This is a genomic window from Pseudomonas sp. I3-I5, assembly GCF_022699445.1.
Lineage (GTDB): Bacteria > Pseudomonadota > Gammaproteobacteria > Pseudomonadales > Pseudomonadaceae > Aquipseudomonas > Aquipseudomonas fulva.
Map to the genome: position 1 here is coordinate 1,493,683 of NZ_CP093940.1, position 15,499 is coordinate 1,509,181.

The window sequence follows — 15,499 nt, forward strand, 5'->3', positions numbered from 1 at the left end:
TTTACCGACCCCGCTTGCCCGGCAAGGGCGCAAACAACGCTTCGATTTCCTCGTCCCCCAGTCGCCACTGCCCAGCCTTGCCTCCGTCAAGCAGGCTGGTGGCCAGCGCTGCTTTCTCCTGCTGCAACAGCTGGATCTTTTCCTCCACCGTGCCCCGGGTGATCAGCTTGAACACGAACACGGGCTTGTCCTGGCCGATGCGGTAGGCCCGGTCGGTCGCCTGGTTTTCGCTGGCCGGGTTCCACCACGGGTCGTAATGAATCACGGTGTCGGCTGCTGTCAGGTTCAAGCCCACCCCGCCTGCCTTGAGGCTGATCAGAAAGACCTGGCTATCCCCCGCTTGGAATTGCTGGACAGGGGTGCGACGGTCGCGGGTGTCACCGGTCAACAGGCTGTAGCGAATGCTGCGTTTTTTCAGTTCCTGCTCGATCAACGCCAGCATCGAGGTGAACTGGGAGAACAGCAGCACGCGGCGACCTTCGCTCATCAGCTCTTCGAGCATCTCCAGCAGCGCGCCCAGCTTGCCCTTGTCGCTCTGGTTGCCCTTGATGTCCACGCCCTTGACCAGGCGCAGGTCGCAACACACCTGGCGCAGCTTGAGCAGTGCGTCGAGAATGACGATCTGGCTGCGTGCGGCACCATTACGGGCTACCTCGTCGCGAACCTTCTTGTCCATCGCCACCCGCACGGCCTCGTAGGTGTCACGCTGTGCGTCGCTCAGTTCGACCCAGTGCACCAGCTCCGTCTTGGCTGGCAGTTCGGTGGCGACTTGCTCCTTCGTGCGGCGCAGCAGGAAGGGGCGAATGCGCGTGATCAGGTGGGTCAGGCGCTCGGTATTGCCCTGGCGCTCAATGGGCGTGCGGTAGTCCTGATTGAAACGCTTGAGGTCACCCAGCCAGCCGGGCATCAGGAAGTGGAAGATCGACCACAGCTCGCCGAGGTTGTTTTCCATCGGTGTACCGGTCAGGCACAGGCGCTGGGTAGCCTGCAGTTGGCACACAGCCATGGCGGCCTTGCTTGTGCTGCTCTTGATGTTCTGCGCCTCGTCGAGCAACAGCAGGTGCCATGGCTGCGCACGCAAATGCGCGAGGTCGCGGGGCACCAGGGCATAGGTGGTCAGGATGAGGTCGTAATCCTGCAGACGGGTGAAATGCTTGCTGCGTGCTGGCCCGTGCAGGGCCAGCACCCGAAGGTCAGGTGCAAAACGCTGCGCCTCGTCCAGCCAATTGGGTAGCAGGCTGGTCGGCATGACCGCCAGTGCTGGCGTCGTCAAACGGCCCGCTTCTTTTTCCAGCAGCACATGGGCAAGGGCTTGCAAGGTTTTGCCCAGGCCCATGTCATCCCCAAGGATGCCACCGGTGCCCATCTCCCGCAGTGCTTGCAGCCAGTTGAGCCCTTGCTGCTGGTAGCCGCGCAGGCTGGCGTGCAAGCCGGCAGGTGGGGCGACCTGCAGATCCCTGGCATCCCGCAGGCGGCGACCCAAATCGCGCACATGCTCCCCGCCTTCCCAATGCAGCGGCAGCGCTTCGATCCCGTTCAGGCGCGCAGCGTCTGCTCGGCTCATGCGCAGTGCCGTTCCGGCTTCGGGTTCGCTCATGTACAGCTCGCCCAAGGTCGCCATCACGGCCTTGACCCGGCCATAAGGCAGTGCCACGCGCAGGGCGGAGGCGTCGATCCGGCCGCGGTTGAGATCGATCAGCAGGTGCTCCTCGTCATTGCGCTTGGCCAGTTCGCTGGGACGCAGCAGTTCAGGGCTATTGCGCAACAGCTGCAGCACGATGGGCAGCAGGCTGTGCCGCTGTCCATCGACGACGATACCCAGTTCGAGGTCGAACCATTCATGGCCTGGCGTTTCATCGACGGTGGCGTACCAGTCCTCCACTTCCTGCAAGTCGAACGCGAAGTCGCGGTTGACATCCACCTGCCAGCCCGCCTCACGCAGCCGGGGCAGGTCTGTGCGCACGAACTGCAGCCAGGCTTCGTCGTCGGCGAGCAGGAACATCTCGCCCGCGCTGTCGGGCAGCGCCTTGCTCTGCCGGGTCGCGACCTTGAACCCCATGTCGCGCAGGACATTGCGCAGGGCTTGCTCAGCCTTGGGTTGACGGCTGATGCGCTGGCTCACACTGCCCACCAGGCGCGTGAGCGGCTTGTCGGTATTACCGCTGGCCGACAGGCCGTCGTAGTCGAACGACAACGCGGCGCGATGCTGCATCTGGCGCTGCATGCGGCCGGTCTTGGGCATGTAGGCGGTGAACTCCAGGCTCCCGAGCGCGAGGTGCGCCTTGGGCTGGATGTCATCGACGTGTTGCTCTTCGACCTCGGTCGGCGTCGGCACGGCATGGCTCAAGGCATTGAGCTTGTGGCTGAGTGGCACGACCAAGTGCTCCGGCACCTCGGGTGCGAGGGTCAGTTGCATTGCAACGTGGGGGTTGAGCCCATGTTCGAGAATACCGATCTCATGGGTGACCATGTCCAGGTAGTACAGCGGAAGCAACGGGATGACGCAGTTGGTTTTATCCCCGCCGGTGAACCACAAGCCACGGTACGCACCATTGTCCAGGCGCACCCAGCGAAACTCGCCCTGGCGCACCGGCCCGGGCACCAGTTGCGGTTGGGTGTCGAACAGGTACAGTCGGCCCGTGTCGATGATGCGCTGGAGCAACTCACCGCCTTCGGCCCCGGTCAGCCTGTAGCCTCGCTCCTGGCCGCCCCCCTGATTGAGCGAGGAGAGCAGACGCAGGATGCGCGCGTCTTCTTCGGTCACGAACTTCGGTCGGTCGTACAGGAAGTCGTAGACCGACTGCACCCGGCTGAAGCGAATGCCGTCTTCGGTTTCGGCGCCCTTGCGCACGACCACTGAGCAACTGGCATCGTCCTGAAGGCGCAAGTTGTAGCAGACCGAGCGCCCGCGCCTGTCTTTGCCCGGTTCGACCGGCGCGGGCGCTTGTTCGAGATTGCTGAGCCAATGTTGAAGCTCGGCTGACATCTTTGCAGAGGTGGGCTTGGCTATCAGTGGCGTGTCGAAGGGGTCGCTGATCAGCAGCAGCGCAGCCGCGCAGTGCTTGCAGTTGCGCGCAACAGGGCAACTGCACCGGCCTTTTACGAGCAGGCGCCCGGCATGCACGCTCACTTCGATGTCCTGCCGGTAGGTTTGTCCTGCACTGCCTTTGCACAGAGCGGAAAACCTTTGCCCGTTTAGGTACTCCAGCTCGGACATGCCCTCGCTCGCGTAAACCTCGCCTCGCCTCAGAGTGCCTGCGTCGAAACATTCGATCCAGTTGGGGTACTCGTTCAGCAGCTCGAAGGCATCCGGTCCATTGCGGCTCATGGGCTACTGCTCCAGCATGTCCAGCGATGGCATCTTGGGTGTGCCGGGTGGGGTGATCTTCAGGAGCATGGCCAGATGGCCGCCGTCCAGGTAGGTCAGTTGTCCGCCTTTCACATTGCTGTTGGCCTGGCGAAACTGCTCGCTCTGCAGCACGCTGCCGTTGCTGTCGAGCTGGTTGACCCAGAGGTTGGCTTCAACCTGGATGAAGCGGCCCTGGGTGATGCTCAGGTTGCCCTCGATCGGGAAATGGCCGAACTGCTCGGCACCCTCACCCAATGCGATGCGACTGGGCCCATCGCCTACTTGCTGTTGCCAGGCCCGATGCATGAGCACCGTGTAATCGGCCGTGGCGCCCAGGCGCGTGGCCTCGTCTTCCAGGGCTGGGCGCTGCTCTGCGCTCTTGTCCAGCCGTGGCGCCCCAGCGCTCCAGTCTTCGGGAGCGAAGGGGCTGGTGAACGCGGGTACGTTGTTCTGCCGTACCAGGATCATTTCGACCTGGTACGGGCCCTGGGCGAATGCCGCTGGGGCAAACGCCACCAGCAGCAGGGTCAGACAGCGAATGGCGCGCATGGATCTTCCTTAGGCAGGCTTTGGTGTCAGGCGCTCGAACAGCGCCTCAAGGGTGTTGAAGCGCTCATCAGGCCGTTCCATTGGAACCAGGAAGCGGAACTGAGTGGCGCCCTCGAACTTGTAGCGCTTGGGCTGGCTCTGGATCAGCTTGATCAGGGTCAGAGGATCGACCGGCGTTTCGGCCTCGAACTCCAGCTTGCCGCCGTTGGGGCCGGCGTCGACTTTCTTGATGCCAAGTTTCTCCGCCTGCAACTTGAGCAGCGTCAGGCGCATGAGGTTCTTGGTGGGCTCTGGCAGAAGGCCGAAGCGATCGATCATTTCGACCTGCAGGTCCTTGAGCCCTTCCTCATCGGCTGCCGAGGCGATGCGCTTGTACAGGATCAGCCGCGCATGCACGTCCGGCAGGTAGTCCTCGGGGATCAGGGCCGGCAGGCGCAGGTTGATTTCCGGGCCGCCGCCCAGTGGTTGCTCCAGGTTGGGCTGGGTGCCCTTGCGGATCGCCTTGACGGCGCGCTCGAGCATTTCCATGTACAGGGTAAAGCCCACCGCCTGAATCTGGCCGCTCTGGCCATCCCCGAGCAATTCGCCAGCCCCGCGGATTTCCAGGTCGTTGGTCGCGAGCACGAACCCGGCGCCCAGGTCTTGAGTGTTGGCGATGGCTTCGAGGCGTTTTTCGGCGTCGCCGCTGACCTTCTGGCGCGTTGGTGTCAGCAGGTAGGCATAGGCCTGGTGGTGGCTGCGACCGACTCGGCCACGCAGTTGATGCAGCTGGGCCAGGCCGAACTTGTCGGCACGCTCGATGACGATGGTGTTGGCGCTGGGCACGTCGATGCCGGTTTCGATGATGGTCGAGGCCACCAGCACGTTGAAGCGCTTGTGGTAGAAGTCGCTCATCACCTGTTCCAGCTCGCGCTCGCGCATCTGGCCGTGGCCAATGCCGATGCGCGCCTCGGGGACCAGCTCGGCCAGGTCGGCGGCGCATTTCTCGATGGTTTTCACATCGTTGTGCAGGTAGTACACCTGGCCGCCGCGCAGCAGTTCGCGCAGCAGTGCTTCCTTGACGGTGCTGTTGTTCTGTTCCATGACGAAGGTGCGCACCGACAGGCGCCGCGCCGGTGGCGTGGCGATGATCGACAGATCGCGCATACCCGCCACAGCCATGTTCAAGGTGCGCGGGATGGGCGTGGCGGTCAGGGTGAGGATGTCCACTTCGCTGCGCAGCGCCTTGAGCTGCTCTTTCTGACGCACACCGAAACGATGCTCTTCGTCGATGATGGCCAGGCCCAGGTCCTTGAAGCGCACATCGTCCTGGAGCAGCTTGTGGGTGCCGATCAGGATGTCGATCTTGCCCTCGGCCAGCTCGGCCGCGGCGGTGGCCACTTCCTTGGCCGATTTGAAGCGGCTCATCACCTCGACGGTGACCGGCCAGTCCGCGAATCGGTCGCGGAAACTGTTGTAATGCTGCTGGGCCAGCAGGGTAGTGGGCACCAACACAGCCACCTGGCGACCGCTGTGCACGGCGATGAACGCTGCACGCATGGCCACCTCGGTCTTGCCGAAGCCCACGTCGCCGCACACCAGGCGGTCCATGGGCTTGGGCGCCAGCATGTCGGCGCGTACCGCTTCGATGGCCGCTTGCTGGTCGGGGGTTTCCTCGAACGGGAAGCCTGCGCTGAACGTGGCGTAGTCGGCGGCGGGGTCGGCGAACGCATAACCCTTGCGCGCTGCTCGGCGGGCATAGATGTCGAGCAGCTCGGCGGCGACATCGCGTACCTGTTCGGCAGCCTTGCGCTTGGCTTTCTGCCAGGTTTCCGAGCCCAGGCGGTGCAGGGGCGCCAGCGCGTCATCGCTGCCGGTGTAGCGGGCGATCAGGTGCAGGTTGGCAACCGGTACGTAGAGCTTGGCGCCCTCGGCGTATTCAAGGGTAAGGAACTCGGCGGCCTGGCCGTCGATTTCCAGCGTGGCCAAGCCCAGGTAGCGGCCTACGCCATGGTCGATGTGCACCACCGGTGCACCTTCGCGCAGCTCGGTCAGGTTCTTGATGACGGCGTCGTTGGCGGTTTCGCCGCGCTTGTCGCGGCGGCGGCGCTGCATCACCCGCTGACCGAACAGCGGGCTTTCGGCGATCAGGGCCATGGCCGGATCGTCGAGCAGCAGGCCTTCGTCGAGCGGTGCGATGGTGATGTTCAGGCGTTCGCTGCCGGTGACGAAGTCGGTCCAGCCTTCAACCGTGTTCGGGCGCAGCTTGAGCCGTTCGAGCAGCTCGAGCAGCACTTCGCGGCGCCCGGCCGATTCTGCGGTGAACAACACGCGGCCATCGAACTGGTCGAGAAACCCTGCCAATGCCGCCAGCGGCTGGTTGGCCTTGGCTTCGATGGCAAGGTCGGGCAGGGCGCGGGCGGCGAAGCGCTGGCGCCCGGCGCCGGGGTCCAGGTCATCGCGGCTGACCACCACCCTTGGCCACTGCTTGAGGCGTGCGAAACAGTCTTCCACTGGCATGAACAGCTCGGCCGGCGGCAGCAAGGGCCGGCTCAGGTCGCCCCGGCGGTCCTCATAGCGCCCACGCACGTCGTTCCAGAAATGCTCGGCCGCCTGCTCGACGCCCGGCAGCGAAAACACCTGGGTATCGGCTGGCAAGTAGTCGAACAGGGTCGAGGTTTCTTCGAAGAACAGCGGCAGGTAGTACTCGATGCCTGACGGGATGATGCCGCTGGCCAGGTCCTGGAAGATCGCGCTGCGGCGAAAATCCACGTCGAAACGCTCGCGAAAGCGTGCCTTGAACCGAGTGACTTCCTCTTTTTGCATCGGAAATTCGCGAGCCGGCAGCAGGCGAATGGAGTCGACCTTGTCGATCGAGCGCTGGGTCTCGGGGTCGAACGTGCGCAGCGTCTCGATTTCGTCGTCGAACAGGTCGATGCGGTAGGGCAGCTTGCTGCCCATCGGGAACAGGTCGATCAAGGCCCCACGCACGGCGAACTCGCCATGCTCATAGACGGTGTCGACGCAGCGGTAGCCACTGGCTTCGAGGCGGCTGCGCATCTGCTCCACATCGATGGTCTGGCCCACGTCCAGCACCAGGCTGCTGCCTAGCAGGAAGCGGGTAGGGGCCAGGCGATGCAAGGCCGTGGTAATGGGCACCACCAGGATGCCGTGGCTCAGCTCGGGCAACCGGTACAGGCTGGCGATGCGCTGGGAGATGATGTCCTGGTGGGGCGAGAACAGGTCGTAGGGCAGGGTCTCCCAGTCGGGAAACGGCAGCACTGGCAACTCGGGCGCGAAGAACTTCAGTTCCTGCTCCAGGCGGTCGGCGGCCTGGCTGTCTGCCGTCAGTAGCAGGGTAAAGCGGCCAGCGCTGCTGGCGGCCTCGGCGATGGCAAGGCTGAGGGCGGCACCGGGCAGGTTGCCCCAGGTTTGTTTGCCGGCGGTAGCCGACAGTTGCGGTAGGCGCAGAACTGACACGGGAGATTGCACTCCAAGCGTTTCGGCAAAGAGACCGATTGTACCGGTGACGCTGGCGGCTGTCAGGCTCCAATGGGGCAGGATGATCGATGTGCGTGACCTCGACAGGCGCTCATTGCCGGTTACGCATCGGGGCGTCATAATGTAGCCCCTTTTTTCTGTCCCTACATGTGGAAGGTTCCCGTGACTCAGAAGCCCGACCAGTGTCTTGGTGAGTGGATCGATCGTGAAGCCCTGGCTGAAGCGATGATCCCGCTTATCGGTCAGCTCTACCGCAACAACAATGTGGTGAGCTCGATCTATGGCCGCAGCCTGATCAACCGTTCGGTTATCTCGATCCTCAAGGCACACCGCTTTGCGCGTCATCGCCAGACCGACGAAACCGAACTGTCCGTTCACGAGACATTCCCCCTGCTCAAGGCCATGAGCGAGCTGAAGCTGGGCGCCGCCTCGGTCGACCTGGGCAAGCTGGCCAACAAGTTCAAGCTCGAAGGCAACGGCCGCAGCGCCGAGCAGTTCGTGCGTGAAGAGCTGGCCGACGTGGTGGGCCAGCAGAACGCCGCTGCGCGCAAGGGCACCGACGTCGTGCTGTATGGTTTCGGCCGTATCGGTCGCCTGCTGGCGCGTATCCTGATCGAGAAGACCGGTGGCGGCGACGGCCTGCGCCTGCGTGCCATCGTCGTGCGCAAAGGCGCCGAGAACGATCTGGTCAAGCGTGCCAGCCTGCTGCGTCGTGACTCGGTGCACGGGCCGTTCGATGGCACCATCACCATCGACGAAGCCAACAACACCCTGACGGCCAACGGCAACCTGATCCAGATCATCTATGCCAAGAACCCGAGCGAAGTCGACTACACCCAGTACGGTATCGACAACGCGCTGATCGTGGACAACACCGGCGTATGGCGTGATGCCGACGGCCTGGGCCAGCACCTGGCGTGCCCGGGTGCCAGCCGCGTGATCCTCACCGCACCTGGCAAGGGTGCCCTGAAGAACATCGTGCACGGCATCAACCATGGCGAGATCACGGCCGATGACAAGATCATCTCCGCCGCCTCCTGCACCACCAACGCCATCGTGCCGGTGCTCAAGGCCGTCAACGACCAGTACGGCATCGTCAACGGCCACGTCGAAACCGTTCACTCGTTCACCAACGACCAGAACCTGATCGACAACTTCCACAAGGGCAGCCGCCGTGGCCGCGCCGCGCCGCTGAACATGGTCATCACCGAAACCGGTGCTGCCACCGCCGCCGCCAAGGCCCTGCCAGTGCTCAAGGGCAAGTTGACCGGCAACGCCATTCGCGTGCCGACGCCGAACGTGTCGATGGCCATCCTCAACCTGAACCTGGAAAAGGCCACCAGCCGCGAGGAAATCAACGAGTACCTGCGCCAGACGGCCATGCACTCGGACCTGCACAAGCAGATCGACTACGTCAGCTCCCAGGAAGTGGTCTCCACCGACTTCGTGGGCTCGCGCCACGCCGGTGTGGTAGACGCCGAAGCCACCATCTGCAACGACAACCGCGTCGTGCTGTACGTGTGGTATGACAACGAATTCGGCTACAGCTGCCAGGTCGTGCGCGTGATGGAAGACATGGCCGGGGTCAACCCACCTGCCTTTCCACGCTGATCGGCCGTTCAGACGCTGAACACACGGGAACCTTCGGGTTCCCGTTTTCGTTTGGGCGGCCGGGCACGGGTGCTTGTACTCGCAGAGCGCAGGGGGCACCGAGTGACTCAACGCGACATTTCAGGGACAATGACCGCCGTTTGGCAGGTGCCTGAGCGGTTTTTTCGCCTGAGCAGGTAGTGAAAGGTGATCGAAAGCGGGGACGAGGATGATTGCCGCCAAGGAGAAGGTGGTTTATGTAGTGCGGGCGAAATTGGCCTACGACGCGACCAAGGGTTAATGTGCGCGCCGTTCACGCTTGATTAGACTGCACCCGATTTTTTCTCATGGCGCCCAGGCGGCATGATCGTGCGCCGCAAGCGACCGTGGCTTGCGGGCCAGTTCTGAAGGAGTACGCATGGCTGTCTACAACTACGACGTAGTGGTGCTGGGTTCCGGCCCAGCCGGGGAAGGTGCGGCAATGAACGCCGCCAAAGCAGGGCGCAAGGTGGCGATGGTCGACACCCGCCGCCAAGTCGGGGGTAACTGCACCCACTTGGGCACCATCCCCTCCAAGGCACTGCGTCACTCGGTGCGGCAGATCATGCAGTTCAACACCAACACCATGTTCCGCGCCATCGGCGAGCCGCGTTGGTTCTCCTTCCCGGACGTGCTCAAGAGCGCCGAGAAGGTCATCGCCAAACAGGTGGCCTCGCGTACGGGCTATTATGCCCGCAACCGCGTCGACCTGTTCTTCGGCACCGGCAGCTTCGCCGACGAGCAGACCGTCGAAGTGGTCTGCCCCAATGGTGTGGTGGAAAAACTCAACGCCAAGCACATCATCATTGCCACCGGTTCGCGCCCCTATCGGCCAGCAGACATCGACTTCAACCACCCGCGTGTGTACGACAGCGACACCATCCTCAGCTTGAGCCATACCCCGCGCAAGCTGATCGTCTATGGCGCCGGGGTGATCGGGTGCGAATACGCCTCGATCTTCAGCGGCCTGGGTGTGCTGGTCGAACTGGTGGACAACCGTGGGCAATTGCTCAGCTTCCTGGATTCGGAAATCTCCCAGGCCCTGAGCTACCACTTCAGCAACAACAACATCACCGTGCGCCACAACGAAGATTATGAGCGGGTCGAGGGGCTGGACAACGGTGTCATCCTGCACCTGAAGTCGGGCAAGAAGATCAAGGCCGATGCTTTGCTCTGGTGCAACGGGCGTACCGGCAACACCGACAAGCTGGGGCTTGAGAACATCGGCATCAAGGTCAACAGCCGCGGCCAGATCGAAGTGGACGAGGCCTACCGCACCAGCGTGCCGAACATCTACGGCGCCGGCGACGTGATTGGCTGGCCAAGCCTGGCCAGTGCCGCGCACGACCAGGGCCGCTCGGCCGCAGGGAGCATCGTCGACAACGGCAGCTGGCGTTTCGTCAACGATGTACCGACGGGTATCTACACCATTCCGGAGATCAGCTCGATCGGCAAGAACGAGCAGGAACTGACCCAGGCCAAGGTGCCCTATGAAGTGGGCAAGGCCTTCTTCAAGAGCATGGCCCGGGCGCAGATTGCCGGTGAGCCCCAGGGCATGCTGAAAATCCTGTTCCACCGCGAGACGCTGCAGGTGCTGGGTGTGCACTGCTTCGGCTATCAGGCGTCGGAAATCGTGCATATCGGCCAGGCGGTGATGAACCAGCCGGGCGAGCTGAACAACCTCAAGTACTTCGTGAACACCACGTTCAACTACCCGACCATGGCCGAAGCCTATCGGGTAGCGGCCTATGACGGTCTGAACCGGCTTTTTTGAGCGGCTCCGACCGGTGGCCTGAGCCGGTCGGAGAGACCGAATTCAACCCTGCCCGAGGGTGGTCCTGGCCAAACCGGGAAAGTCTGTAATCAGGCTGTCCACGCCAAAATCAGCGAGCCGGCGCATCAGTGCCGGCTCGTTGACCGTCCATACCGACACGTGCAAGCCCTGCTTTTGCGCTTTTTGCAGGCGTTCCGGGGTGCACAGCGTCCAGTTCAAGGCCAGCATCTGGCAACCATAGTTCTGTGCAACTTTCAGCGGGTCGAGCCAGGCGTACTCGGCCACCAGGCCGCGTTGCACATCCGGCACCAGTTCTTGAGCGGCGCCCAGCACTTCGCGTGAACTGGAGGTGATCGTTACCTTGTCCAGCAAGCCAAACTGCTGGGCCAGTTCGCGAATGGCCAGCACCGTGCTGGCTGCGCGGGTGCGCGAGGCGCTCTTGACCTCCAGCTGCCAGTGCTCGAACGGGCATTTCTCGAACAACTCTTCCAGGCGTGGGATGGGGCAGGGCTGGACCCAGCCCGGGCCACCCTGACGTGCGTCGAGCTTGACCAGGTCTTCGGCCGGGTGCTCGACCACCTTGCCGCGCTTGCCGGTGGTGCGCTTGAGGGTAGGGTCATGGATCACCATCAGCTGGTTGTCGGCCGACAGGTGCAGATCCAGCTCGCAGCGCATGATGCCGTGGGACAGGCACTGGCGGAAGCTGTTCAGGGTGTTCTCGGGCGCTTCGCCCTTGGCGCCGCGATGGCCATAGATCAGGGTCACGTTCGTTCCTTCAGTGAGAAAAATGGAGTCAGGGTGATGGGGCGTTCTGTTCCAGTTGCTGGCGTCTTTGCTGCTGCTGGCGCTGCAGGATGTAGCGGGCAAGCAGCTGGCGCTGGGCATCGACCATGTCGATGAACTCGATGCCGACCTCGAAGCCCTCCTCGGGCCTGGCCTCGCAATGGGTGATCTTGCCACGCAACAGCAGGCCATGGGCGCGTGGCATCAGCACCATTTGTACCTTCACTTGGGTACCCGGTGCAAAAGGCCCTGGCTGGACGCACTCCAGACCGCCTTCGGACATCACCACTGCCTGCGGTTGGCCTACCTCGCCCAGCAGGGTATGGGCGACCACGGCGCTGAGCACGTCCAGGCGCTTGTTCTGTACCCGCAGAAACGCTGCGAGGGTGCGGTCCTTGTCGCTGAGCTGGCGCAGCAGGTGCTGGGCCTCGAAGTCGGCCAGGTGCAGCTCGCTGAGCAGATTGAACAGTGGGGAATCATCCTGCAACACATCTGGATCAAGGGCTTGGGCCGCGCTCAATGGGCTGATTTGAAGTGCGATCCGATCAGCAATGCGGTAGTATTCGCGGCGATCTTCTTCGTCTAATGTCGTCATGGCGAACCCATGGTAGCGGCGGTGGTCCGAGTGTAAAGCCGCCGTAGGCGCCTCGCCACAAGGACGTTCCCTTCCATCCGAACAAGCCCCGACATGTTCAGACCTCTTTTCGCATTCATCGGCACGCGTTATACCCGTGCCAAACGTCGCAATCACTTCGTCTCGTTCATTTCCCTGACCTCGATGATCGGTCTCGCCCTGGGCGTGGTAGTCATGATCGTGGTGCTGTCGGTGATGAACGGGTTCGACCACGAGATGCGCACCCGCGTGTTGGGCATGATCCCTCACGCCACGCTCGAGAGCGGCCAGCCCATCGCCGACTGGCCTGCCCTTGCCGAACAAGTAAAGCAGAATCCGCAGGTGGTGGCGGTCGCGCCCTTCACCCAGATGCAGGGTTTGCTTACCCATGACGGCAAGGTGCAGAAGGTGTTGCTCAACGGCATCGATCCAGCCCGGGAACGGGAGGTATCGATCATCGATAATTTCGTCCAGCAGGGCCGGCTGGACCAATTGGCGCCCGGTGAGTGGGGCATCATGATCGGCGACAAGGCGGCAGCCAAGCTGGGCGTGGCCGTCGGTGACAAACTCACCTTCGTGGCCCCGGAAGTCAGCGTTACACCGGCCGGCATGTTCCCGCGCATGAAGCGCTTCACCGTGGTCGGCACCTTCCATGTGGGAGCCGGCGAAATCGACGGTTACCTGGGGCTGACCAACATCGCCGACCTGTCGCGCCTGCACCGCTGGAAGCCCGACCAGGTGCAGGGCCTGCGCTTGAAGTTCGATGACCTGTTCCAGGCCCCGCGGGTGGCTTACGACATCGCCCAACAGCTGGGCGACCAGGACTTCTACAGCCGCGACTGGACCCGTACCCATGGCAACCTCTACCAGGCCATTCGCATGGAAAAAGCCATGATCGGCCTGCTGTTGCTGCTGATCGTCGCTGTTGCCGCGTTCAACATCATTTCCACGCTGGTGATGGTGGTCAACGACAAGCGAGGGGACATCGCCATTCTGCGCACGTTGGGTGCCACCCCCGGGCAGATCATGCTCATCTTCATGGTGCAGGGCACCGTGATCGGTGTCGTGGGCACGTTGATCGGCGCCGTGGTGGGCATCATCGCCGCGCTCAACGTCAGTACGGCCATCGCCGGGATCGAGCATTTGATCGGCCACAAATTCCTCAACGCCGACGTGTATTTCATCGATTACCTGCCCTCGCAGATCCAGGCCCAGGACGTGTACATGGTCTGTGGTGCGGCACTGGTCCTGAGTTTCTTCGCCACCCTGTACCCTGCCTGGCGTGCGGCACGCACCCAGCCGGCAGAGGCGTTACGTTATGAGTGAGTCGCGCATGAGTGATAAAGCCGTTCTGAGTTGCCGCAACCTGGGCAAGTCCTACGACGAGGGCCCCGAGTCGGTGCAGGTGTTGTGTGGCCTGAACCTGGAACTGCACGCCGGCGAGCGCATCGCCATCGTCGGCAGTTCGGGGTCCGGCAAGAGCACCTTGCTCAACCTGCTGGGCGGCCTGGATCGCCCCACACAGGGCAGCGTGTGGTTGGCCGGCGAGGAGCTGTCGGCGTTGGGCGAGCGCGCCCGTGGGCTGCTGCGCAACCGCGAGTTGGGTTTCGTGTACCAGTTTCATCACCTGCTGCCCGAATTCACGGCCCTGGAGAACGTGTGCATGCCGCTGCTCATCGGCCGTACCGCTATCCCAGAGGCGCGTGAACGTGCCGAGGCGCTGCTCAAACGCGTTGGGCTGGGGCATCGCCTCAATCACAAGCCGGCCGAGCTATCTGGCGGTGAGCGTCAGCGGGTGGCCATTGCGCGTGCGCTGGTCAACCGCCCGGGCCTTGTGATGCTGGACGAACCCACCGGGAACCTCGATCACCACACTGCCCAAGGCATCCAGGAATTGATGCAGGAACTGTCCAGTGCTTCGCGCACGGCGTTCCTGGTGGTGACCCACGACCTGAGCCTTGCGCGTCAGATGGACCGTGTACTGAAACTCGACAATGGCCACCTGGTGGCGATCTGACCGACCGAGCGGGATGACCCTTTCATCCCGCGACCTGTTTTGATTGGGTGTATTCGCACATGTTCAGACCCCTGCCCATCTTCATCGGCGCGCGCTATACCCGGGCCAAGCGTCGCAACCATTTCATCTCGTTCATCTCCATGACCTCGATGATCGGCCTGTCCCTGGGCGTGCTGGCCATGATCGTGGTGCTGTCGGTGATGAACGGCTTCCAGCGCGAAATGAGCTCGCGCATCCTGGGCTTGGTCCCCCACGCGGCCATTCTAGGCCAGCAGCCGCTGGACAACTGGCAGCAGGTGGCCGATGCGGCCATGAAAAACCCTGCCGTGGTTGCCGCGGCCCCGATCACCGAGATGGAAGGCATGTTGTCCTATAAGGGCGCCATGCAGCCCATTCAGGTGGGCGGTATCGATCCGGCCGAGGAAAACAAGGTTTCGATCGTAGGGCGGCACATCGTTCAGGGCCGCTTGCAGGACTTGCAGCCCGGCGAGTTCGGCGTGGTGATTGGCGAGCTGACGGCCCGCCGTTTTCGCCTGAATACCGGGGACAAACTGACCTTGATCGTGCCAGAGATCAGCAGCGAGCCTGGCGGGATCACCCCACGCATGCAGCGCTTGACCGTGGTGGGCATTTTCAAGGTGGGCGCCGAGCTCGATGGCTCCCAGGCCTACATTCACATGGCCGATGCCGCGACCATGCAGCGTTGGGCACCCGGCCAGGTTCAAGGTGTGCGGCTGAAGCTGCATGACCTGTATGCCGCCCCGCAAGTCTCCAAGGCCATCGCAGCGCAGCTTGGCGAGGGCTACCGGGCAGATGACTGGTCCCACACCCAAGGCAGCCTGTTCAGCGCCATGAAGATGGAAAAGACCATGATCGGCCTGTTGTTGCTGATGATCATCGCCGTGGCCGCGTTCAACATCATCGCCACCTTGGTCATGGTGGTGAATGACAAAGGGCCGGATATCGCCATCCTGCGCACCCTGGGGGCAACGCCTGCGCAGATCATGGGGACATTCATGGTCCAGGGCAGCTTGATCGGCGTCGTCGGCACGCTGATCGGTGGGGTGCTCGGGGTCATCGCCGCGCTCAACGTGAGCCAGATCGTGGGCTGGCTGGAGCGCATCAGCGGTCAGCATATCTTCACCTCCGACGTGTACTTCATCAGCAGCCTGCCCTCGGAGCTGCAAAGCGGAGATGTGGTGATGATCTGCGCGGCAGGGCTGGTGATGAGCTTCCTGGCTACCCTCTACCCAGCCTATCGGGCTTCCCAGGTACAACCGGCCATTGGCCTGGCGGTTTGACCAA

At 63.0% G+C, this 15,499-nt stretch carries 10 protein-coding genes; 5 read left to right on the forward strand and 5 right to left on the reverse strand.

Features of this window, described 5'->3' with window-relative positions:
- Position 1 precedes the first annotated feature (1 nt).
- From MOP87_RS06705 to mfd, 3 genes are read right to left on the reverse strand one after another with little or no spacing between them, the layout of a single operon-like run.
- Positions 2-3,328, reverse strand: coding sequence for a DEAD/DEAH box helicase (locus MOP87_RS06705; RefSeq protein WP_242810268.1), 3,327 nt, complete (start codon positions 3,326-3,328; stop codon positions 2-4).
- Between the two features lie 3 nt (positions 3,329-3,331).
- Complete coding sequence (locus MOP87_RS06710; RefSeq protein WP_027915084.1) at positions 3,332-3,898, reverse strand: peptidoglycan binding protein CsiV; 567 nt, start codon at positions 3,896-3,898, stop codon at positions 3,332-3,334.
- 9 nt (positions 3,899-3,907) lie between these two features.
- Positions 3,908-7,357, reverse strand: a complete 3,450-nt coding sequence (gene mfd, locus MOP87_RS06715; protein ID WP_027915083.1) for a transcription-repair coupling factor — start codon at positions 7,355-7,357, stop codon at positions 3,908-3,910.
- 168 nt (positions 7,358-7,525) lie between these two features.
- Here mfd and MOP87_RS06720 point away from each other — a divergent pair, with 168 nt between their 5' ends.
- Both MOP87_RS06720 and sthA read left to right on the forward strand, forming a co-directional pair.
- Positions 7,526-8,989, forward strand: a complete 1,464-nt coding sequence (locus MOP87_RS06720; protein WP_027915082.1) for a glyceraldehyde-3-phosphate dehydrogenase — start codon at positions 7,526-7,528, stop codon at positions 8,987-8,989.
- Positions 8,990-9,386: 397 nt separating this feature from the next.
- Positions 9,387-10,781: a Si-specific NAD(P)(+) transhydrogenase gene (gene sthA / locus MOP87_RS06725; RefSeq protein ID WP_023534167.1), complete on the forward strand. Its 1,395-nt coding sequence runs from the start codon at positions 9,387-9,389 to the stop codon at positions 10,779-10,781.
- 42 nt (positions 10,782-10,823) lie between these two features.
- Here sthA and MOP87_RS06730 read toward each other — a convergent pair whose 3' ends face one another.
- Complete coding sequence (locus MOP87_RS06730) at positions 10,824-11,546, reverse strand: glycerophosphodiester phosphodiesterase (protein ID WP_027915081.1); 723 nt, start codon at positions 11,544-11,546, stop codon at positions 10,824-10,826.
- A gap of 28 nt (positions 11,547-11,574) precedes the next feature.
- Positions 11,575-12,159: a PilZ domain-containing protein gene (locus MOP87_RS06735; protein WP_088523568.1), complete on the reverse strand. Its 585-nt coding sequence runs from the start codon at positions 12,157-12,159 to the stop codon at positions 11,575-11,577.
- A gap of 93 nt (positions 12,160-12,252) precedes the next feature.
- Between MOP87_RS06735 and MOP87_RS06740 the strand changes: the two genes are divergently transcribed.
- The 3 genes from MOP87_RS06740 to MOP87_RS06750 are packed head-to-tail and all read left to right on the forward strand — an operon-like array spanning position 12,253 to position 15,495.
- Positions 12,253-13,503, forward strand: coding sequence for a lipoprotein-releasing ABC transporter permease subunit (locus MOP87_RS06740; RefSeq protein ID WP_027915079.1), 1,251 nt, complete (start codon positions 12,253-12,255; stop codon positions 13,501-13,503).
- A gap of 7 nt (positions 13,504-13,510) precedes the next feature.
- Positions 13,511-14,194: a lipoprotein-releasing ABC transporter ATP-binding protein LolD gene (lolD, locus tag MOP87_RS06745; protein ID WP_242810269.1), complete on the forward strand. Its 684-nt coding sequence runs from the start codon at positions 13,511-13,513 to the stop codon at positions 14,192-14,194.
- A gap of 59 nt (positions 14,195-14,253) precedes the next feature.
- Positions 14,254-15,495, forward strand: a complete 1,242-nt coding sequence (locus tag MOP87_RS06750) for a lipoprotein-releasing ABC transporter permease subunit (RefSeq protein ID WP_023534194.1) — start codon at positions 14,254-14,256, stop codon at positions 15,493-15,495.
- Positions 15,496-15,499 lie beyond the last annotated feature (4 nt).

Bases quoted from the DNA above. Each gene is read 5' to 3' on its own strand.
- MOP87_RS06705 (WP_242810268.1), bottom strand. From the start codon at position 3,328: ATGAGCCGCAATGGACCGGATGCCTTCGAGCTGCTGAACGAGTACCCC.
- MOP87_RS06710 (WP_027915084.1), bottom strand. From the start codon at position 3,898: ATGCGCGCCATTCGCTGTCTGACCCTGCTGCTGGTGGCGTTTGCCCCA.
- MOP87_RS06720 (WP_027915082.1), top strand. From the start codon at position 7,526: ATGTGGAAGGTTCCCGTGACTCAGAAGCCCGACCAGTGTCTTGGTGAG.
- sthA (WP_023534167.1), top strand. From the start codon at position 9,387: ATGGCTGTCTACAACTACGACGTAGTGGTGCTGGGTTCCGGCCCAGCC.
- MOP87_RS06735 (WP_088523568.1), bottom strand. From the start codon at position 12,159: ATGACGACATTAGACGAAGAAGATCGCCGCGAATACTACCGCATTGCT.
- MOP87_RS06740 (WP_027915079.1), top strand. From the start codon at position 12,253: ATGTTCAGACCTCTTTTCGCATTCATCGGCACGCGTTATACCCGTGCC.
- lolD (WP_242810269.1), top strand. From the start codon at position 13,511: ATGAGTGATAAAGCCGTTCTGAGTTGCCGCAACCTGGGCAAGTCCTAC.
- MOP87_RS06750 (WP_023534194.1), top strand. From the start codon at position 14,254: ATGTTCAGACCCCTGCCCATCTTCATCGGCGCGCGCTATACCCGGGCC.